The organism is Oricola thermophila (genome assembly GCF_013358405.1).
Lineage (GTDB): Bacteria > Pseudomonadota > Alphaproteobacteria > Rhizobiales > Rhizobiaceae > Oricola > Oricola thermophila.
The window spans coordinates 304359-323848 of record NZ_CP054836.1; the positions used below are offsets into that span (position 1 = coordinate 304359).

General features: G+C 62.8%; 18 protein-coding genes. 9 read left to right on the plus strand and 9 right to left on the minus strand.

Annotated elements, in window-relative coordinates; translation table 11 throughout:
* The first annotated feature begins 182 nt into the window (after positions 1 to 182).
* The 6 genes from lpxC (at position 183) to HTY61_RS01405 (ending at position 7215) form a co-directional block, all read left to right on the plus strand.
* A complete protein-coding gene (lpxC, locus tag HTY61_RS01380) occupies positions 183 to 1139 on the plus strand; it encodes a UDP-3-O-acyl-N-acetylglucosamine deacetylase (RefSeq protein WP_175275107.1) in 957 nt (318 codons plus the stop codon).
* 184 nt (positions 1140 to 1323) lie between these two features.
* Positions 1324 to 2199 (plus strand): outer membrane protein assembly factor BamD, encoded by an 876-nt coding sequence (locus HTY61_RS01385; protein ID WP_175275108.1) that lies wholly within the window; start codon positions 1324 to 1326, stop codon positions 2197 to 2199.
* A gap of 47 nt (positions 2200 to 2246) precedes the next feature.
* Positions 2247 to 3917 carry a DNA repair protein RecN gene (recN, locus tag HTY61_RS01390; RefSeq protein WP_175275109.1) on the plus strand — a complete coding sequence of 557 codons (1671 nt, stop codon included), beginning with the start codon at positions 2247 to 2249 and terminating at the stop codon, positions 3915 to 3917.
* 86 nt (positions 3918 to 4003) lie between these two features.
* Positions 4004 to 6124, plus strand: coding sequence for an NAD-dependent DNA ligase LigA (gene ligA, locus HTY61_RS01395; protein WP_175275110.1), 2121 nt, complete (start codon positions 4004 to 4006; stop codon positions 6122 to 6124).
* Between the two features lie 87 nt (positions 6125 to 6211).
* Positions 6212 to 6910, plus strand: coding sequence for an AzlC family ABC transporter permease (locus HTY61_RS01400; protein WP_175275111.1), 699 nt, complete (start codon positions 6212 to 6214; stop codon positions 6908 to 6910).
* An 8-nt stretch (positions 6911 to 6918) separates the two neighbouring features.
* Positions 6919 to 7215: an AzlD family protein gene (locus HTY61_RS01405; protein ID WP_175278367.1), complete on the plus strand. Its 297-nt coding sequence runs from the start codon at positions 6919 to 6921 to the stop codon at positions 7213 to 7215.
* Here HTY61_RS01405 and HTY61_RS01410 read toward each other — a convergent pair.
* The gene (locus tag HTY61_RS01410; RefSeq protein WP_175275112.1) at positions 7205 to 9040 is read right to left on the minus strand and encodes an aminopeptidase P family protein; all 1836 of its coding nucleotides are present in this window, start codon (positions 9038 to 9040) and stop codon (positions 7205 to 7207) included. The genes HTY61_RS01405 and HTY61_RS01410 overlap by 11 nt on opposite strands.
* A 215-nt stretch (positions 9041 to 9255) precedes the next feature.
* Here HTY61_RS01410 and HTY61_RS01415 point away from each other — a divergent pair, with 215 nt between their 5' ends.
* On the plus strand, positions 9256 to 9441 hold the full coding sequence (locus tag HTY61_RS01415; RefSeq protein ID WP_175275113.1) for a hypothetical protein: 186 nt from the start codon (positions 9256 to 9258) through the stop codon (positions 9439 to 9441).
* Between the two features lie 55 nt (positions 9442 to 9496).
* On the opposite strand, the gene HTY61_RS01420 is transcribed toward HTY61_RS01415, so the two are convergent.
* The 4 genes from HTY61_RS01420 to HTY61_RS01435 form a co-directional block, all read right to left on the minus strand.
* Positions 9497 to 10378, minus strand: a complete 882-nt coding sequence (locus HTY61_RS01420) for a 50S ribosomal protein L11 methyltransferase (RefSeq protein ID WP_175275114.1) — start codon at positions 10376 to 10378, stop codon at positions 9497 to 9499.
* A 1-nt stretch (position 10379) separates the two neighbouring features.
* Positions 10380 to 12227 carry a cation:proton antiporter gene (locus HTY61_RS01425; protein WP_175275115.1) on the minus strand — a complete coding sequence of 616 codons (1848 nt, stop codon included), beginning with the start codon at positions 12225 to 12227 and terminating at the stop codon, positions 10380 to 10382.
* A 103-nt stretch (positions 12228 to 12330) separates the two neighbouring features.
* Positions 12331 to 12909, minus strand: coding sequence for an SCO family protein (locus HTY61_RS01430; protein ID WP_175275116.1), 579 nt, complete (start codon positions 12907 to 12909; stop codon positions 12331 to 12333).
* Between the two features lie 88 nt (positions 12910 to 12997).
* The gene (locus tag HTY61_RS01435; RefSeq protein ID WP_175275117.1) at positions 12998 to 13174 is read right to left on the minus strand and encodes a hypothetical protein; all 177 of its coding nucleotides are present in this window, start codon (positions 13172 to 13174) and stop codon (positions 12998 to 13000) included.
* A gap of 136 nt (positions 13175 to 13310) precedes the next feature.
* On the opposite strand from HTY61_RS01435, the gene HTY61_RS01440 reads away from it, so the two are divergent.
* On the plus strand, positions 13311 to 14111 hold the full coding sequence (locus HTY61_RS01440; protein ID WP_175275118.1) for a DUF2189 domain-containing protein: 801 nt from the start codon (positions 13311 to 13313) through the stop codon (positions 14109 to 14111).
* Positions 14112 to 14232: 121 nt separating this feature from the next.
* Here the strand turns inward: HTY61_RS01440 and HTY61_RS01445 are convergent, their stop codons facing one another.
* Positions 14233 to 14973 carry a helix-turn-helix transcriptional regulator gene (locus HTY61_RS01445; protein WP_175275119.1) on the minus strand — a complete coding sequence of 247 codons (741 nt, stop codon included), beginning with the start codon at positions 14971 to 14973 and terminating at the stop codon, positions 14233 to 14235.
* 220 nt (positions 14974 to 15193) lie between these two features.
* Between HTY61_RS01445 and HTY61_RS01450 the strand changes: the two genes are divergently transcribed.
* Complete coding sequence (locus tag HTY61_RS01450; RefSeq protein WP_210268618.1) at positions 15194 to 16114, plus strand: diacylglycerol/lipid kinase family protein; 921 nt, start codon at positions 15194 to 15196, stop codon at positions 16112 to 16114.
* A 58-nt stretch (positions 16115 to 16172) separates the two neighbouring features.
* Here HTY61_RS01450 and HTY61_RS01455 read toward each other — a convergent pair whose 3' ends face one another.
* The 3 genes from HTY61_RS01455 to HTY61_RS01465 all read right to left on the minus strand — a co-directional run bounded on the left by HTY61_RS01455 (position 16173) and on the right by HTY61_RS01465 (position 19469).
* A complete protein-coding gene (locus HTY61_RS01455) occupies positions 16173 to 17768 on the minus strand; it encodes an isocitrate lyase (protein ID WP_175275121.1) in 1596 nt (531 codons plus the stop codon).
* A gap of 203 nt (positions 17769 to 17971) precedes the next feature.
* Entirely contained in the window at positions 17972 to 18190 is a 219-nt protein-coding gene (locus HTY61_RS01460; RefSeq protein ID WP_175275122.1) for a calmodulin, read from the minus strand.
* Between the two features lie 301 nt (positions 18191 to 18491).
* Entirely contained in the window at positions 18492 to 19469 is a 978-nt protein-coding gene (locus tag HTY61_RS01465; protein WP_175275123.1) for a hypothetical protein, read from the minus strand.
* Positions 19470 to 19490 lie beyond the last annotated feature (21 nt).

A 19490-nucleotide genomic window follows, 5' to 3' on the forward strand; every position in this document is an offset into this window, starting at 1 on the left:
AACAAATATGCATGACGCAGGGCGTGGTAACAGTCGGTAAAAAAGCGTGATTGGCTCAAGCGCCGACTCAAAGATATTGTCCACGCCTTGAGGGGAGTGTTTTTCGGCCTCGCGGTCGAAAAGGTTAATGTGTATTTGCCAACCATGTTGCGCCATCGGGCGTGGCGTGAATGGGAAGGCCGATGGGGACACAATTGCTAGGATATCAAGCAACGCTTTGTGAGAAAGCAGTACTATCGGGCGTAACCGTTCACTCCGGCGAGCAGGTTTCCATATCTCTCCTCCCGGCTGCTCCCAATACTGGAGTCAAATTCCGGCGAATCTTTGAAGATGGCACGACTTCGGAGGTCATGGCCGTTGCAGGGCAGGTCGGCGCCACGGACCTCTGCACCATGATCGGCGATCCTGCCGGCGTTCACATTGCCACCATAGAGCACCTTATGGCCGCCATCTGGGCGACCGGGCTCGACAACGTCATCATCGAACTCGATGGAAACGAAGTGCCGGTCATGGACGGTTCGAGCCGCGTGTTCATCGATGCGATCGACGAGGCCGGAATCGTGCATCACGCGGTCAAGCGGCGCTATGTCCGGGTGAAGAAGACTGTTCGTGTCGAGATCGGCGGCTCCTGGGCCGAGTTTCGTCCCTATTCCGGCACCCGGTTCGAGGTCGTGATCGATTTCGATAGCCCGCTTATCGGTCGCCAGGAGTTCAAGTCGGATGTGGACGAGGACGTGTTCCGCGAGGAACTTGCCGATGCGCGCACTTTCGGCTTCATGAAGGATGTCGAGCGGCTCTGGGCCTCCGGGCACGCACTCGGTTCCTCTCTCGAGAATTCCGTTGTGATCAGCGACGATCACACCATCATCAATCCGGAAGGCCTGCGGTACCGCGACGAATTCGTGCGTCACAAGACGCTGGACGCAGTGGGTGACCTGGCGCTGGCCGGCGCGCAGTTCATCGGATGCTACGCTTCCTATCGCGGCGGTCACAGGTTGAACGCTGCGGCGCTGAAAGCGCTTCTGACAGATCGTACGGCCTACGAGATCGTCGAGACCCCGGAAAAGCGGGAACGCGTGTTTTCCGGCGATTTCGTCACCGTTGCCGCCGCTCCCGCCTACGCTCCCTGGATGCTCTGAGGCTGTCTCTGAAGGACCCGGGGCCGCATAATCCCAAATCCATTGCAAGTGCGCGATCACCGAGATTGACGGATCGCCACAAAATCGCGACATTCCGGTCGCACGGCGTTGCCCGGCGGAGGGCGAACCGGTATGCACGCAATGCAACCGGGGGTACACCGCGGGGCAGAACGGGAATTTGACCATGGCGACGACGTCTTACGGAAATGCAGCGCGATCGGGACGAACGGCCTTGCGTGTCGCGATCATCGTTGCGTGCGCAGGTTTTGTCACCGCCTGTCAGTCTAAGACCGATGCGCTTGATCTGTCCGGTTATGTCGACACGATCGAGCCTGCGGATGTGCTGTACAATCAGGGTCTTGCGAACATGAACGCCGGGCGGTTGCGGGAGGCGGCGAAGAAATTCGAGGCGGTCGATCGCCAGCATCCCTATTCGGAATACGCGCGCAAGGCCAACGTGATGGCCGCTTACACATCCTACAAGCTGGGAAACTACGACGAAGCCATCCAGGCGGCGCGTCGTTTCGTCAATCTCTACCCGACGGACGAAGACGCGTCATATGCGCAATACATCATCGGCTTGTCCTATTTCGCCCAGATGCCGGAAGTGACGCGCGACCAGCGGGATACCAAGCTCGCGGTACAGAACTTCAACGAGCTCCTGGAGCGGTATCCCGGTTCGATCTACGAGGAAGACGCCAAGGCCAAGATTCGCGCCGCCCGCGACCAGCTTGCCGGCAAGGAGATGCAGGTTGGCCGTTACTATCTCGAACGGCGTGAGTATCCCGGCGCCATCAACCGCTTTCGCAACGTGGTAGAGGACTATGCGAACACGCGTCATGTCGAGGAGGCATTGGCGCGCCTGGTCGAGACCTATTACGCGATGGGGCTTGTGTCGGAAGCGCAGACCGCAGCGGCAGTTCTCGGTCACAATTTCCCGGATAGCCAATGGTATGCCGATTCCTATGCCTTGCTGCAGTCGGGCGGCCTGGAGCCACGCGAGAACACCGGGTCGTGGATTTCGAGAATCGGGGGCCGTATCATCGGTGCTGAAGGCTAGGGCCGACAAGTCCTTATCGCACCGGAACCGCCAGGGGCTGAACGAACATGCTATCGCAGCTTTCGATTCGTGACATCGTCCTGATCGAAGCGCTCGATATCGACTTTTCCAAGGGATTATCCGTGCTGACCGGCGAGACCGGCGCCGGCAAGTCGATCCTCCTCGATGCCCTGTCTATGGCGCTGGGGGCGCGTGGTGATGCTTCCCTGGTGCGGCATGGCGCGAGCCATGGGCAGGTCACGGCAATGTTTGATCTCGCGCCCGGCCATTCCGTTCGGAAACTGCTGGAGGAAAGCGGCATCGATGCGGATCCCGGTGAACCGGTGATACTGCGCCGCATGCAATCCAGCGACGGGCGTACACGCGGTTTCGTCAACGATCAGCCGGCGAGCGCCAGCCTTCTCAGGACGATAGCTCGCAATCTTGTCGAGATTCACGGCCAGCATGACGATCGGGCGCTTGTCGACGTTTCAACGCATCGCGAACTGCTGGATGCCTTCGGTGGTCTCAAGGTCGAGGTCGGGCACGTGGCAGAACTCTACCGGGGATGGAAGACAGCAGAACGCTTGCTGGCAGAGTATCGTGCCAAGGTCGAGGAGACTTCTCGCGAGGCAGATTACCTGAAGGCTTCATACGAGGAACTTTCGGCATTGGCCCCCGAGCCGGGCGAAGAGGAGGTATTGGCGGAACGACGGGCGCAGATGATGCGAGCCGAGAAGATCGCCAGTGACCTGGCGGAGGCGCATGAGGTTCTTTCAGGTCAGGCATCACCGGTCCCGCATATCGCCAGCCTGTTGCGGAGACTGGAACGAAAAGCCGCCGAGGCGCCCGGTCTATTGGAGGAGGTGAATGCCTCGCTGGGCTCGGCGCTCGATCATCTGGCAGATGCGCAAAGCCGTATAGAGATTGCCGTCAATACCAGCGATTTTGATCCGCATGAACTGGAGTCGGTCGAGGAGCGCCTGTTCGCTTTGCGGGCGGCATCGCGGAAGTTCAACGTAGCCGTCGACGAGTTGCCGGCATTGGCCGTGCAATTTGCCGACCAGCTGGCGGAACTTGATGCGGGCGAGGATCGACTTCGGGAGTTGGAAAAGACGGCGACCGAGGCGCGCGACATGTATGATCGCGCGGCGGCGTCCCTGTCGGAAGCGCGCGCGAAGGCACGTGATGCCCTGGTCGCGGCGGTGATGGCGGAACTGCCCGACCTCAAGCTCGAGCGTGCCGAATTCATCGTCCAGATGGATAGCGATCCGCAGCAGCGTTCGGAGGAAGGGATCGACCGCATCGAGTTCTGGGTGCGCACGAACCCCGGCACACGGCCGGGACCGATGATGAAAGTCGCCTCCGGGGGCGAGCTGTCGCGGTTCCTGCTCGCCTTGAAAGTCGCGCTTGCCGACCGGGGTTCGGCTCCGACGCTGGTGTTCGACGAGATCGATACGGGTGTCGGCGGCGCGGTGGCAGATGCCATCGGAGCGCGGCTTGCACGGCTGGCGGACAAGGTGCAGGTGCTTTCCGTGACGCACGCCCCGCAGGTTGCCGCGCGGGCTCGCACTCATTACCTGATTTCTAAAGCTGCATCGCATGGCGAACAGGTCGTTACCTCCGTTGCGTGCATGGGCGACGACGAAAGGCGGGAGGAAATCGCTCGCATGCTGGCGGGTGCCACGATCACCGATGAGGCGCGTGCCGCCGCAGCGCAGTTGCTGAATGCCGGCTGACGCGGAGGTGGTGGATCGCGACGAAATCGGCTTGCGGGTCGGGGTTTCGGCGCTAAGTTCCGCGTGATCATCAGGCGACAGGCGCAATGGCGAAGAACGAACCGATACCCGTAGACATTTTGAGCGAGGAACAGGCTGCTGCCGAGCTCAAGCGGCTTGCTGCCGAGATTGCGGAACACGATGCGCGTTATCATCGCGAGGACGCGCCGATCATTTCGGATGCCCAGTACGATGCTCTGAAACAGCGAAATCTGGCCATTGAGCAGCGGTTCCCCCACCTCAAGCGACCCGATTCGCCGAGTGAGAGGGTCGGCGCCGCGGTCTCGGAAAAATTCGAGAAGATTCGCCACAGCGTGCCGATGCTGTCGCTCGATAACGCGTTCTCGGATGATGACGTGCGAGATTTCGTTGCCCGGCTTCGTCGTTTCCTGAAACTTGCCGAAGATGCGCCGCTCCGACTCACGGCGGAACCCAAGATTGACGGATTGTCGCTGTCCCTTCGCTACGAAGACGGCGAACTCGTTTACGCGGCAACGCGCGGCGACGGAGCGACGGGCGAGAACGTCACCGCCAATGCGAGGACGATTCCCGATATTCCGCACAGGCTGAAAGGCAATCCACCCGCGGTCTTGGAAGTGCGCGGCGAGGTCTACATGACCAAGGAGGATTTCGCGGCGCTGAACGAGCGGCGGGAAGCGGCGGGAAAGCAGACCTATGTCAATCCGCGCAACACGGCGGCAGGGTCGCTGCGCCAGCTCGACGCCTCGGTAACGGCCGAACGCCCGCTGAAGTTTTTCGCCTATGCATGGGGCGAGGTTTCCGACATGCCTGCGGATACGCAGATGGGCATGGTCGATGCCTTCCGGGAATACGGCTTTCAGACCAATCCCCTGATGGCGGTGTTCGACAATGTCGAGAAGCTGATCGAGCACTACCACCGCATCGAGATGGAACGCGGCGAACTCGCCTACGATATCGACGGCGTCGTCTACAAGGTGGACGACCTGAAGCTGCAGGAACGGCTGGGCTTCGTCTCTCGTTCGCCGCGCTGGGCGATCGCGCACAAGTTTCCGGCGGAAAAGGCGATGACGACGCTCAACGCCATCGACATCCAGGTCGGCCGCACGGGCGCGATCACGCCGGTGGCGCGGCTGGAGCCGGTCACGGTCGGAGGCGTGGTGGTGGAGAACGCGACACTGCACAATGCCGAGGAGATCGAGCGGCTCGGCGTCATGATCGGGGACACGGTGATCGTGCAGCGTGCCGGTGACGTGATTCCGCAGATCCTCGGGTTCGTGGAGGAGAAGCGGCCGCCGGACGCGAAGCCTTTCGAATTCCCCACCACGTGCCCGTGCGAACTGAAGACGCCGGTCGTCCGGGAAACCAACGCAAGCGGCGAGGAAAGCGTGGTGCGGCGCTGCTCGGGCGAATTCGCATGTCCGTTCCAGCGCAAGGAGCACCTGAAGCATTTCGTGTCGCGGCGCGCCTTCGACATCGAGGGGCTTGGGGACAAGCAGATCGAGTACTTCTTCGACGACGAGGGCGGGTTGGCGATCAGGACGCCCGCCGACATCTTCACGCTGGCGCGGCGCGATGAAAGCGCCATGACCAAGCTGAAGAACCGCGAGGGCTATGGCGAGGTTTCCGCACAGAAGCTGTTCGATGCCATAGAGGAGCGTCGCACCATCTCGCTGGAGCGATTGATCTATGCACTCGGTATTCGCCATGTCGGCGAAACGACCGCGAAGACGCTGGCGCGGGCCTATGGGGACTGGGCGTCATTCGAGGCGGCGGCGCTGAAGATTGCCGATGGTGACGTGGCCGCGCGCGAGGAGATGGATGCGCTGGAGGACATCGGAGACGCCGTGATCGATGCCATAGCGCGCTATTTCTCCGAGCCGCACAACCGCGATGTGGTCGACGCGCTGATCGCGGAACTGACCGTCGAGGAGGCTGAGAGGCCGCAGACGGATACCGAATTTTCCGGCAAGACCATCGTCTTCACCGGTTCCCTGGAACGCATGTCACGCGACGAGGCCAAGGCGATGGCGGAGAGACTGGGCGCGAAGGCGGCAGGCTCCGTGTCGAAGAAGACCGATCTTGTGGTGGCCGGGCCGGGCGCCGGCTCGAAACTTGCCAAGGCGCAGGAACTCGGCATCGAGGTCATCGACGAGGACGAATGGTTCCGGCGCGTCGAGGCGCTCTGACATCCTGGGGCGGAGTTGTCGCGGTGACAATTCCGGCCGTGACACGTCAATAATGTTGACCTATACGAGCTGCCCGGGAGACGAGATATGTCAGTCAAGCAGGACTTTGGCGATGCCCTGAGGGCGGCGGTGCCCGTCATTCTCGCCGCAGGGCCGTTCGGACTGCTGTTCGGGGCGATTGCCGTGGACAACGGATTTACCGTCGGCGAAGCCGTCCTGATGAGCGCAACCGTCTATGCCGGGGCCAGCCAGATGGTCGGGATCGACCTGTTCGGTGACAAGATCGAACCGTGGCTGATTGTCTTTTCCATCTTTGCCGTCAATTTCAGGCATGTTCTCTATTCGGCCGTTATCGGCCGGAAAATCGGCCATTGGACGGCATTTCAGCGCTATGTCGGGTTCTTTCTGCTTATCGATCCGCAATTCGCCGAGGCGGAAAAGCGAACGGAGAATGGCAAGCCACTAAGCTTTGCCTGGTACATGGGCCTTGCCATTCCGATCTATCTGAGTTGGGTGGCGGAAGGTTTCCTTGGCGCCACGTTCGGCAAGCTGGTGGAAAATCCGGCGGACTACGGCATCGATTTTCTGCTGCCGATCTACTTCCTGGGCTTGGTCATGGGCTTTCGCAAACGGCCGAACTGGTTGCCGGTGGTCATGGTCAGCGCCGTGGCCTCGATCGGCGCCTATGCAGTGGTCGGATCACCCTGGCACGTTTCGATCGGCGCACTGGCCGGCGTGGCATCGGCCGCAGCTATCGGAACCCAACCGAAAGAGGCGAGGGAATAGCCGTGGAATTGTCGACCATATCGTGGATCATACTTGCCGGAGCGGTCGCGACCTATGTGACGCGTATCGGAGGGTACCTGGTATTGTCGCGATTTACGTCGATCCATCCCCGCGTAGAGGCCGCGCTCAATGCCGTGCCCGCGGCAGTCCTGACCACTCTGGTCGCGCCGGCTGCTATTTTTACCGGACCGGCGGAGACGGCGACCATCATCCTCTGTTTCCTGGCCGCCTTCTACCTGCCTTTCATGGCCATGTTCGGCCTGGGCTGGATCGCGATACTGACATTGCGCACAGTCATCGGCTGATCCGGGCGGTCATTTCCTCCAGCCAGCCCAGGACATTCCGGTCTTCGACCAGCGGCGAAATCTCGTCGCGAACGCGCGCATGATAGGCATTCAGCCAGTCAAGCTCCGCATCGCTCAGCAAGGTGACATCCACGAGCCGGCGGTCGATCGGGCACAGTGTCAACGTCTCGAAGGAATGCATCGCGATTTCGCCGCCCTCAGGAATCTCGGCCGGCCGGACGAGTACGAGATTCTCGATGCGGATGCCGTGCGAACCGGCCTTGTAGTATCCCGGCTCGTTGGAAACGATCATGCCGGGCAGGAGTTCCTGCATGCCGCGTTTGGAGATGCTTTGCGGGCCTTCGTGCACACCGAGAAACGAGCCGACGCCGTGGCCCGTGCCGTGCGCATAATCGAGACCGGCCTGCCATAGCGCATTGCGGGCCAGGACGTCGATGTCCACGCCCCGCGTACCAGCCGGAAACCGTGCCATGGATATCGCGATCATGCCCTTCAGAACGAGCGTGAAATGCCGGCGATGCTCAGCCGTGGGATCACCGCAGGGCACGACGCGGGTGATGTCAGTCGTTCCATCGTGATATTGCGCACCGGAGTCCACCAGCAGCAGTTCGCCGGCTTCCAGCTTGCGGTTCGTCTTCTCCGTTACGCGGTAATGCACGATGGCGCCGTTCGGGCCGGCGCCGCAGATCGTGTCGAACGAAATCTCGGCAAGCTCCATGCCGAGCCGTTTCCCGGTCTGGCGTCGGAATTCCTCCAGCGCGGTCACAATGGCGATCTCGTCGAGCGAACCCGGTTCCTGCGCGTCCAGCCAGGCCAGGAATGCGGCAAGCGCGGCTCCGTCCCGGCGCTGGGCATTGCGCGCGCCCTGTTGCTCGGAGGGGTTCTTTTGCGCGCGGGGCAGCCGTACCGGATCTGCAGCCTCTACGAGCGTTGCGCCGGCACCTTCCAGCTCGTCGGCGATCCTGCGCGCGGTAAGCGCCGGGTCGACCATCACCTTCGCGCCTTTTCGGCCCAGTTCCCGCAGGCCGTCGTCAAACTCCGATGGAGGACGCAATCCGGCAAGCTGTGTCAGGTAGGCCTCGGTGCGCACCGGCAGCTTGCGCTTGTCGATGAACAGCGTCGGATCGCCCTTAACCGGGACGATGGCAAAGGCCAATGCAAGCGGCGTATGGACGACGTCTGCGCCACGTATGTTGAACAGCCAGCAGATCGACGCGGGATCCGTCAGGACGACGGCGTCGGCTTCCCTTTCCTTCACGGCATCGGCAATGCGACCGATCTTGTCGCGTGGCGTTTCACCAGCATATTCGAAGGGATGGACATGAACCGGTTCCAGCGGTGGCGCCGGCACGTCGTTGCGGATGGCATCGACAAGGTTCCGATCAACGGCGACGAGTTCTGCTTGCCTGGCTTCGCAGGCCTCGGCGAGTTTGCGTGCGTCGTCCACGGTGTGCAGCCATGGATCGAAGCCGATACGCATGCCTGCCTGGACACGGTCCGCCAACCACTTGTACGGCGGTGTGGCGATCATGTCCTGTGGCGTGAAAACTTCCGGATCGGTCTGGGCGCGGACCTGTAGCGTATATCGACCGTCGGTGAAGACATGCGCTGCGTCGTGAAGGATGATCGCGGCACCGGCCGATCCGGTGAATCCCGTCAGCCAGGCAAGGCGTTCCGCTCGTTCGGGCAAATACTCGTTCTGGTGTTCATCTGCGTGGGGTACGAGAAAACAGTCGAGACCTTCCTCGCGCATGCGGGCACGCAGTGCAGCGACGCGCGCCTTGCCGGCAGCGGGATCGCTCTTTTCGGAAAATTGCTGATACATGGCAGACCCTGAACTTGATCGCCGGCGGACGTTAGGCGCTCGGGGGCCGAGGATCAATCGGATTTCCTTCGGGTTGGGTGCTGCGTCGCAGCATGTGATTTCGCATATGCGAAATATGCATGGCTGCACTGCGACTTTGGGCGTAGTCAAATGACCGAAGCGGTCTCATATTGAAAACGTCGGCAGGAAGCCGGCGATGTCCCAGGAGAATCCCAATGACCGTAAAATCGAAAAAAGGCATGATTCACAATGCCTTCGACGCAATGGTCAACGCTCGTGCACGCCAGGCCTCGTCCTATGTGAATGGCGCACTCTTGATGCTCGACGATGACACGCTGAAGGCCTACGGCTACGATCGCTCGGAACTGCGGCGGCGCCCCACGGCATTCTATCCGTTCTGAGCCGCTCACGGTTCCATCGGATTGAAGGGCGGTCCACTTGGCCGCCCTTACGCGTTCATGGCTCCAGGTGCAATGTCACCCACTCGTCGCGCCAAATGGTGCGGCGATGATACAGCCCTGTGGTGCGAAAACCGGCCAGAACCATCTGGCGCTGGCTTGCCAGAATTCCGGACAGAATCACCCGTCCGTTCGGTGACAGGCTGGCTGTTATGTCCGGTGCCATGCGCATCAGCGGCCGGGCAAGGATGTTGGCAACGATCAGGTCGAACGGGCCTTCCTCGATGAAGGCGCGGTCGGCAAAACCCGCTGCCGTTTCGAAGCGAATTCCGCCGGAGACGCCGTTAAGCCGTGCATTGGCGCGGGCCACCCGCGTGGCAACCGGATCGATGTCGGTCGCCAGGACCGGGCAGTGGGCCAGTTTCGCGACGGCAATTGCGAGCACGCCGCTTCCCGTACCGAGATCCAGTACCCGGGCCGGTCGCCGGGTGCGGACAAGCTGTTCCAACATTATCAGGCAACCGGAAGTCGTGCCGTGGTGCCCGGTGCCGAAGGCCTGCCCGGCCTCGATCTCGATTGCAATGTCATTCGCACGGACAGCGTCGCGGTCATGGCTTCCATGCACCAGGAAACGCCCGGCGCGAACGGGTTTCAATCCCTCGAGGGATTTGGCAACCCAATCTATATCCGGCAGAATCTCGCGCGAAACCGGCAGGCCGAAACCGTCCGAACCGAGGCGATCCACTATGCGCGCCTCGACTGCGGCAACGGCTTCCTCCTCTCCGTCGGCATAGACGGAGATCTCGTAGATATCCGCGTCCTCGTCGATTTCCATGTTTGCCAGCGCGAAGCCGTCGTCTTCGAACTCTCGTTCAAGCAGTTCGAAGATGCGTTCCGCCTCAAGCTTCGTGGCTGACAAATGAAGACGTGTTTGTGGCATTTCAGCTTTCGTCCTTGCCGTTGGCTTCCGCCCGCTTTCTCTTGCGGCCTTCGGGGGTATCCGCCTGGCGCGGCGGTGCAAAGCTCAGGACGATGTCGCCTTCCTGTATCTTTGCGCCGCCGGATGCGGTCTCGAAGACCAGCTTGCCATCCGGCTTGCGCCAAAGGATGGTCCGAGCTTCCGGGTCGCGGCTTGCAATATAGGCCTCGCGGCCGAATTCTTCCGTCAGGCGGGTGGACTGGAAAGTCCAGCCCGAAGAGCGGCGTTCGCGCAGTTCGCGGAAATCGAGTCCGGGCTTGAACAGTTGCCGGCCGCCAATGGTGAAGTGCATGGCCTGCCGGTCGGACTGCTCGCGCTGCCCACCGATTTCGTAGACATTGTTTCGTCCAAGCTCGGGACCAAAATCGGTGCACACCAGCGCGTTGTAGGCATCGTTGTCGGTGGCGGCAATCAACGCATTGAACCGTTCTATGTTCAGGTGGTGATGGGCGTGTTCCGACAGCGGATCTCCGTAGTGGGTATCAAGCCCGGCCTGGCGCGCGTCGACAAGATGATTCCAGTTGGCATCCGCGATGGTGACCGGTACCTCCATCTCCTTCAGCTTGGCGGCCAGCGCTGCCGCCCATCGCGAACCGCCTACAATCAGGATACCCGGTTTGCCGGTCGTGCGCAGGCCGAGAATGCGCGCCAGTGGCGAAAGCGTGAACCCGTGCAGCAATATCGTTGAAACGACGACGGCGAAAGTGAAGGCGACCATTCGCTGACCGTCATCCGTACCCCATTTGCCGAGCAGCCCGCCGAACAGGCTCGCGACAGCGACGGCGACGATGCCGCGCGGCGCGATCCAGGCGGTGAGAACCCGCTCCTGCCAGGAAAGGCCGGTGCCAATGGTCGCCAGAGCGATTGCCACCGGTCGGATGACGAAGAGAAGAGCGAAGACGAAACCGGCCGCTCGCCAGTCCAGGCTGCGGATGACCGGCCATTCCAGAGCTGCCGTCAGGAGTATGAACAGGCCTGAAACCAGCAGGACCGTTATCGTTTCCTTGAACCGCCGCAATTCGCCGAGCGATGCCATGCGCGAATTCGCCATGCGGATTCCCATGATCGTCACTGCCAACAGCCCGGATTCCTCCAGAAACACGTTCGACACGGCAAAGACGGCAAGCACGGCGGCGACCAGAACCGGAGCCTTGAGAAACTCCGGCACATGACCGCGTATGAAGGCCCAGATCAGGAGCTGGGCGGCTGCAAGGCCGGCACCGATCGCAAAAGCGAAGCCGAGCAGGATAGCGACAGCGACACCTTCGGCGTGATGATCGCCATGGAAGACCATGAATATCTCGAACGAGATAACCGCGAAAAGGGCGCCGATGGGATCGTTGACGATTGCCTCCCAGCGCAGAAGCGAGCCGGGACGGGATTTCAGCCGGGCAGTGCGCAGAAGCGGCATGATGACTGTCGGTCCGGTCACGACCAGTATGGCGCCGAGGATGATCGCTACGGGCCATTCGAAGCCGCCCACGAAGTGTCCGGCAAGCGCAGTTCCGAACCAGGTCAGCGGTCCGCCGACCAGCACGATGCGGCGAACCGCCTTCGACGTTTCGCGGATTTCATGAAAGTTCAGGGTCAGGCCGCCCTCGAAGAGGATGATCGCGACTGCCAGTCCGACCGCCGGCTGGTAGACCTTGCCGAAATCCTCCGCCGGCACAAGGAAACCGGTAACGGGGCCGGCCAGGAAACCAGCCGCGAGCAGAAGCACGATTGCCGGCAGGCGCAGCCGCCAGGCGAGCCATTGTGCCAAGATGCCGGCTGCACCGATGAAGGCCAGTTTGACCGCAATATCTTCCATTGCCGAACTCGCCTTTCGTTGCCAGCCGCCTCGAACCTATGTCGCCTCGCCGGTCATATTGCCTTTACGGCATGCCGGGCAAGGCCCAGAGCGCGACAGGCCGTCAGGTTCCGGCGAGATCGCGCAGTTTACTGATCGCGCTTTCGGTGTCCTCGCCATAGGCGATGGTCTTGCGGAACCGGCCATGGCTGTCCAGCAGGATAACCGATGCAGTGTGATCCATGGTATAGTCACCGTCTTCGGTATCGATGCGCTTGAAATAGATGTTGAAGCCACGGGCCATGGCACGCACGGCATCCGGTTCGCCGGTTATGCCGACCACGCGGTCCGTTACACCCGTTATGTAATCGCGGAGAAACTCCGGCGTGTCGCGTTCCGGGTCGATGGTAATGAAATAGGCTTTTATGTTCTTGCCTTCATCGCCGAGCGCCTCGAACCACCCGTTCATCTCGTAGAGCGTGGTCGGGCATATCTCGGGGCAGTGGGTGAAGCCGAAGAAGATTGCAGTCGGATGACCGCGAAACGCGTCTTCCGTGATCGGCTGCCCGTTGTGATCTATCAGGTTGAAGGCGACGCCGTACGGCTCTTCCGACGTACTCTCCTGTTGCCGGTAAATCTCGTAGCCGAGCCAGGCGCCTGCGACGCCCAGGACAACGATAAGTGCTGCGAATAGCGCGCGCATGTTCATCAAATCCCCTTGTCGTTCCGGGAGTCCAGTAGCGAATTCGGTTCAGGATTTCAGCCGGTCATATTGGCGCGGCATGCGGTTTCTAGAGACACCAGGCCAGACCGGCCTGCAACAGCGACCAGAACAGGTTTTCGGCGTTTGCAAACCAGGCGGAGAAGCCGACGAGGCCCGTCGCGGCAACGATGGCGCCGATCAAGACGGCCGGCCCCTTCCTGCCGGACTGCGTATCGGTATTCTCCGTGGTCGGATACTTGCTCATCGAACGAACCTTAGCGGATATTTGCATACTATCAATGGACGGGCTTTGGCCACGCGGGAAGCCGACGCGACAAATTGACCGACGTCAATGTGCGCCGGCATCGCCGATCGCACTGTCAGGCGAAGGAGGAGGAGAGATGACAGCGAAAAGGAAATCAGATGGTGCGGTCGCAAGATCGCCGGCGATGCCGCAGGTAAACCGGATAGCCTTCGGTGATCTGGCTGAAGTGTTGCGTGCGGGACTGTCGGATTTCGCGCGTGCTCCCCAATACGGTCTGTTCTTCGGCGGCGTGTATGCGGCGGGCGGCATCATCATCGCCCTGTCGCTGACAATCTGGAAGATTCCCTGGATGATCTACCCCGTCGCCATCGGCTTTCCCCTGATCGGCCCGTTCGTCGCCGTGGGGCTCTACGAGGTCAGTCGGCGGATCGGGGCGGGCAGGCCGCTCGACTGGCGAGGCGTCCTGGGCGTGATCTGGCTGCAGAGGCAGCGCGAACTGGGATGGATGGCTTTTGTCATGCTGTTTGTCTTCTGGGTGTGGATGTACCAGGTCCGACTGCTGGTGGCTCTGATCCTATCGCGCATGTCATTCTCCACGTTCGACCGCTTCATCGAGATCGTCTTCACGACACCGCAGGGCTGGATCTTTCTCGCCGTCGGCCACGTGGTCGGTGGCGCGCTGGCCCTGGTGCTGTTCTCTGTCACGGTCATCTCGATTCCGCTGCTGCTGGACAGGGAAGCGGATTTCGTCACCGCGATGATCACCAGCGTGAAAACCGTGCTGGCCAGCCCGGCACCGATGATCTCCTGGGGCATCTTCGTCACGCTTGCCGTGATCGCCGCGTCGGTACCGTTATTCGTGGGGCTTGTGGTGGTGTTGCCCGTCCTCGGCCACGCGACATGGCATCTGTACAGGAAGGCGATCCAGGCGCCCTGAGCTCGCTTCGGCCGAGGGGTGAGGCCGATCTTGCGACGCTTGTTTTTCGATACGCCGGGCAAGCGGCGCGGCAATGATCACTGGCGCGGAGGCTTCCGGAGCGGCTTCACCGATGGACAGCCTACAATCCGTGGTCGAACCTGGTGAACAGGCTCAGTCGCAGGGCGCTGGCGATAGCCGCGGCCTTGTTGCTGACGCCGAGCTTCGCCTTGGCGCTCTGGACATGGGCGACAACCGTCCAGCGCGACAACCCCAGGAGGTCGGCCGTCTGCTGGTCGGTCTTGCCGCAGGAGCCCCAGTACAGGACCTCGATTTCACGCTCCGTCAGCGTGTGGTGAGGTATGTTCGTCTTCATGAACCGCTCGGTCACGGCGATCGAGACGATATCCGCCTGTTCGTGAAATCTGGCCATGGTTGTGGTGGACGCGTCCGTTTCCGCGGTGAGGTCCATGTCGGTGGAGAAGATCGTGATCGCGCGGATGTTGCCGCCGATCCTGACAGGAAGCCCGATCGTGAATGCTCCGATCTCGTGCATCAGGGCATCGGCCGCGAAGTCGGCCAGTTCGGGTGTTTCCGGATTTGCCAGTTCGAAAATGACAGGCTCCACGGAATGCAGGCCCGCCGTGATGAGGGGGTCAATGCTCGCGTAGTTCTTCTCCGCGTAGCGTCTCAGCCATGGAGCCGGGTAGGTCGACACGATCAGTCGGGAGAGAAAATCCGGGTTGCCCAGTTCGGCCCAGAACGACACGTAGTTGGAATCCGTTGCGGCGCGCGCGGATTTCAGCGTTTCGAGGAGTGCGGGAGGAAAGTCGGGATCCGACTCTGTTATCTTGAAATCGGGCGCCACCAGTACACGAAACACGTTTTGCCCCTCCCGAAATCGCCATACCGCCGCGGCGACGGTACATCATGCGCATGCCAGAAGGTCAGAGTATACAATCGGTTGCACCGCGTAGCGAATTTCTTTGACAACTGTATCTGTCAGCGCACCATTTCCCGACGCAATTCCGGGGCCTACTGTCCTTGTGCGGGAGCCGGAAATCCCGGGGCGGCCGACGCCGCGACCGGACAACAGCGGAGCAATGCAGTTCATGCGGTTTGCCGCCGTCATCAATCAGGATGCCTCGACGATGAAAGGCATTTCGCGCGACCGGATCGCCGGTTGCCTGCGCGACGGTTTCGCTGCGCGCGACCATTCGATCTCGACAAGCTTCGTTGCGGGCAGGGAGATCAAGGCGGCGCTGCAGGCCGCGAGGGACGACGAAAAGACCGATGCGGTGATCGCCGGCGGCGGCGACGGAACGATCTCGATGGCCGCGGGCCTGATGCAGGGAACCGGAAAGGCGCTCGCGGTTCTGCCCGGCGGCAACATGAACCTGTTCGCCCGATCGCTCGGCATCCCGCTCGACCTTCCGGCGGCGGTCGCCGCACTGGCTGCCGGGCGACCGATGGCGGCCGACATCGCCTTCGCCAATGACAGGCCGTTCATCCACGAGTTCTCGCTCGGGCTGCATCCGGAAGTGGTCGAGTTGCGCGACCGGGAGGCGTTCGGCGCCCGGCTCGGCAAGGTGGTCGCTACAATGCGGTCGCTGTGGCGGGTCCTGCTCAGGCCGCCGCGCGTGCGCGTGTGGCTCGATGACGGCGACGGCGAGCGCGCGGTCGCGGCCGCCGCGCTGGCGATTTCCAACAACCCGTTCGGGGAGGGGCATCTGCCCTATGCCGACAGGGTCGATGGCGGGGTGCTGGGCGTCTATATCGTCCATACGCTGAACCCCGCGGAACTGGCGGCGATCGCTGCGCGGATGTCGACCGGCGGATGGATGGACACGAGGGACGTCGAGGCCTTTACCGCGACGACGCTGCGGCTGACACGGGACGGGCCGATCAAGGCGGCGATCGACGGAGAACTGGCCAGGATGCCGGGCTCTGTGACGGTGCGCATCGCGCCGGGGGCGCTGACGGTGATCGCGCCGCGCGAGGAAGACGCGGTGCGCGGCCAGTAGCGCAACGGAAAGAGGCGGGCCGGGGCCCGCCTCTCCCTCCTCCCGAAGGTTCGCCGGGTCAGGCGGCGAACTGGTTCATCGTGTTGGCCGCGCCGCCCGCCTTCAACGCGGCCTCGCCGGCGAAATACTCCTTGTGGTCGTCGCCGATGTCGGTGCCGGCCATGTTCTGGTGCCTGACGCAGGCGATGCCCTGCCGGATCTCGGCGCGCTGGACGTTCTTCACGTAGCCCAGCATGCCCTCCTCGCCGAAATACTCCCGGGCCAGGTTGTCGGTCGACAGCGCCGCCGTGTGGTAGGTCGGCAGGGTGATGAGGTGGTGGAAGATGCCGGCCTCGCGGGAGGCGTCGCGCTGGAAGGTGCGGATGCGCTCGTCGGCCTCGGCCGCCAGCTCGGAACCGTCATAGGCGGCGCTCATCAGCGTCTCGCGGTCATAGGCGGAGACGTCGCGGCCCTCCTCCTTCCAGGCATCGTAGACCTGTTGGCGGAAGTTCAGGGTCCAGTTGAAGGACGGCGAGTTGTTGTAGACCAGCTTGGCGTCCGGCACGACCTCGCGGATGCGCTTCATCATGCCGCCGATCTGCCCGATATGCGGCTTCTCGGTCTCGATCCAGATCAGGTCCGCGCCGTTCTGCAGCGAGGTGATCGAGTCGAGGACGCAGCGGTCCTCGCCGGTGCCCGGGCGGAACTGGAACAGGTTGGAGGGCAGGCGCTTAGGACGCAGCAGCTTGCCGTCGCGGCTGATGACGACATCGTTCGGGCCGATCTCCTCCGGCGTGACCTCGTCGCAGTCGAGGAAGGAATTGTACTGGTCGCCGAGATCGCCCGGCTCCCTGGAATAGGCGATCTGCTTGGTCAGGCCGGCACCCAGCGAGTCGGTGCGGGTGACGATGATGCCGTCCTCGACGCCGAGCTCGAGGAAGGCGTAGCGGCAGGCGCGGACCTTGGCGAGGAATTCCTCGTGCGGGACGGTGACCTTGCCGTCCTGGTGGCCGCACTGCTTCTCGTCGGAGACCTGGTTCTCGATCTGCAGGGCGCAGGCGCCCGCCTCGATCATCTTCTTGGCCAGGAGGTAGGTCGCCTCGGCATTGCCGAAACCGGCGTCGATGTCGGCGATGATCGGCACGATGTGGGTCTCGTGGTTGTCGATCCTGTGCCGGATCTCGCGCTCGCGGTTGGCGTCGCCGGCCTCGCGGGCGGCATCCAGCTCGCGGAACAGCAGGTTCAGCTCGCGCGCATCGGCCTGGCGCAGGAAGGTGTAGAGCTCCTCGATCAGCGCCGGGACTGCGGTCTTCTCGTGCATCGACTGGTCCGGCAGCGGGCCGAACTCGGAACGCAGCGCGGCGACCATCCAGCCGGAGAGATAGAGGTAGCGGCCCTTGGTGGTGCCGAAATGCTTCTTGATGGAGATCATCTTCTGCTGGCCGATGAAGCCGTGCCAGCAGCCCAGCGACTGGGTGTAGTTGGCCGGATCGCGGTCATAGGCGGCCATGTCCTCGCGCATGATCTTCGCGGTGTAGCGGGCGATGTCGAGGCCGGTCCTGAACCGGTTCATCGCCTTCATGCGGGCGACCGCCTCGGCGTCGATGGCGTTCCATTTGCCGCCATGGCCGTCGATGAGTTCGCGCGCCTGCTCGATGTCCTGCGTGTATGACATGTCGGTTCCTCTCTGTCGTCTTGTAAAAATCGGTAATGCTGCAATGCGAGAGAGAGGGCGGAATGTCACGAATTTCGCGCATTTCCGGCCGGAAAATCGTGTCGAAATGTGACGGAGCGGCGCGGCTGGCGGTAAACTTGTAAAATATTTACAAGGTGCGCCCCGTCGCGGGGCGCACCCTCGATGGCGGGCCGGAGCCGCGGTCAGCCGGCGAGCGCGGCGAATTCCTCGGGGGACAGGTCGCCCGAGCCGTCGGCATCGGCGGCCGCGAAGGCGTCCTCGGTCAGCTCCGGCATCGCCGCCATGGCCTCGTCCATCGAAACCGTGCCGGACGCGTCGGCGTCGACCTCGGCGAACTCGGCGGCCATGGCCAGGCCGGTGGCTGCCGCGAGCGCGGCGACGGCTACGAGAAGTTTCTTCATGGTGACATCTCCCATCTTCGTTTCCGGGCCGCGGGTGCGGCCCGATCCCGCCGCGAGGCATTCGCGGCGCCACGGATCGTGTCGGCCAATTGTGGCGGGCGATTGGATCAATCTTGGCGAAAATTGGAACGGCATTTTCGGAAACCCGTTCTGAATCAACAGGTTATGCCCGTCTCACACACGATTTCCAACGGAAATTCCGAGGGATTTACCGGGAGGACGGGGGCGCCGGGGCGCGCGTCGGCGCCCCCGCGTCGGACGGGCGGGGCGTCGAGGGGCGAGGATTTCGGAAATGCCGCGCTCATGACGTGTTCCAGGCGTCGAGTGCCAGGGTGTGGCATTCCTTCAGCACCTCCCCGATTTCGCTCCTTGGTCGCCTTCGCCAGCCCGGCGGCGGGGCGGGGCGGAAGGGGCGGAAGCGCCAGGGGGATGGCCGCCGGACGGCGTCGGGCGAAAGGCCCTTGATCTCGCCCGCGTCCGCCAATTGGATTCGCTCGATGGCGTGGGCGAAGCGCGCCCGCCAGCGGGCGAGGCGGGCGGCCTGACCGTCGAGATCGTCCAGCGCCAGCGCGAGCGCCCGGATGCGCCGCGACAGGGCGCGGGCGTCCACCAGCTCGCCGGGGTCGCGGTCCGGATCGGGCCAGTCGTTTTCCTCGTCCTCGTCGTATTCGAGGAAGACGTGGCCGAAGGGGCCGTCCAGCCCGGTGACGTCGAACAGGAAGGGTGCGTATCGCTTCCACGGGTCGAACAGGGCGAAGGAAGGCCGGTCGCGGTACAGGTCGAGTAGTTCGGCGTCGGAGGGGGCGGCGTCCGGCTGCCCGCGCTTGCCGTCGTCGGCGGGGCCGACCGGGCGTTTGCCCTCGTCCGGGTCGTCGTCACGGAGGATGACCGTGAGCGCGCTGTTCTTCGGCTCCGGTGCGGGCGCGGCATTCAGGGAATGGTCCCTCGGGTCATCCCCGGTCCTCGGCTCAAGGCCGGGGATGGAGGGGGCGGTCCCGTCATCCTCGCAATCGGTGCCGGGGATGGCAGGAGATTGCCTGCCGCGCGGTTCCGCCTTGCGCGTGACGACCGTCACCAGCTTGCAGGCGGCCATGGCGACCAGGCGACGCGCGGCGAACTCGGCGGGGCGCAGGACCGACAGGATGCGGGCGCGCAGGCCGCGCGGCAGGTAGACCAGCGAGCGGCCCGTCCTTATCCCCGCCATGAAGAACAGCCGCGCGACGATCCTGAGAAGATCGTCCAGGTTCCGCTCCACCGCTCGTTCCCAGTCGAATTCCATCGCCTTCTCCGCAACTACCGG

Bases quoted from the DNA above. Each gene is read 5' to 3' on its own strand.
- recN (WP_175275109.1), top strand. From the start codon at position 2,247: ATGCTATCGCAGCTTTCGATTCGTGACATCGTCCTGATCGAAGCGCTC.
- HTY61_RS01450 (WP_210268618.1), top strand. From the start codon at position 15,194: ATGCAGTTCATGCGGTTTGCCGCCGTCATCAATCAGGATGCCTCGACG.
- HTY61_RS01410 (WP_175275112.1), bottom strand. From the start codon at position 9,040: ATGTATCAGCAATTTTCCGAAAAGAGCGATCCCGCTGCCGGCAAGGCG.
- HTY61_RS01455 (WP_175275121.1), bottom strand. From the start codon at position 17,768: ATGTCATACACGCAGGACATCGAGCAGGCGCGCGAACTCATCGACGGC.
- HTY61_RS01425 (WP_175275115.1), bottom strand. From the start codon at position 12,227: ATGGAAGATATTGCGGTCAAACTGGCCTTCATCGGTGCAGCCGGCATC.
- HTY61_RS01420 (WP_175275114.1), bottom strand. From the start codon at position 10,378: ATGCCACAAACACGTCTTCATTTGTCAGCCACGAAGCTTGAGGCGGAA.
- HTY61_RS01465 (WP_175275123.1), bottom strand. From the start codon at position 19,469: ATGGAATTCGACTGGGAACGAGCGGTGGAGCGGAACCTGGACGATCTT.
- HTY61_RS01385 (WP_175275108.1), top strand. From the start codon at position 1,324: ATGGCGACGACGTCTTACGGAAATGCAGCGCGATCGGGACGAACGGCC.
- HTY61_RS01415 (WP_175275113.1), top strand. From the start codon at position 9,256: ATGACCGTAAAATCGAAAAAAGGCATGATTCACAATGCCTTCGACGCA.
- HTY61_RS01400 (WP_175275111.1), top strand. From the start codon at position 6,212: ATGTCAGTCAAGCAGGACTTTGGCGATGCCCTGAGGGCGGCGGTGCCC.
- HTY61_RS01435 (WP_175275117.1), bottom strand. From the start codon at position 13,174: ATGAGCAAGTATCCGACCACGGAGAATACCGATACGCAGTCCGGCAGG.
- ligA (WP_175275110.1), top strand. From the start codon at position 4,004: ATGGCGAAGAACGAACCGATACCCGTAGACATTTTGAGCGAGGAACAG.
- HTY61_RS01460 (WP_175275122.1), bottom strand. From the start codon at position 18,190: ATGAAGAAACTTCTCGTAGCCGTCGCCGCGCTCGCGGCAGCCACCGGC.
- lpxC (WP_175275107.1), top strand. From the start codon at position 183: ATGGGGACACAATTGCTAGGATATCAAGCAACGCTTTGTGAGAAAGCA.
- HTY61_RS01440 (WP_175275118.1), top strand. From the start codon at position 13,311: ATGACAGCGAAAAGGAAATCAGATGGTGCGGTCGCAAGATCGCCGGCG.
- HTY61_RS01430 (WP_175275116.1), bottom strand. From the start codon at position 12,909: ATGCGCGCGCTATTCGCAGCACTTATCGTTGTCCTGGGCGTCGCAGGC.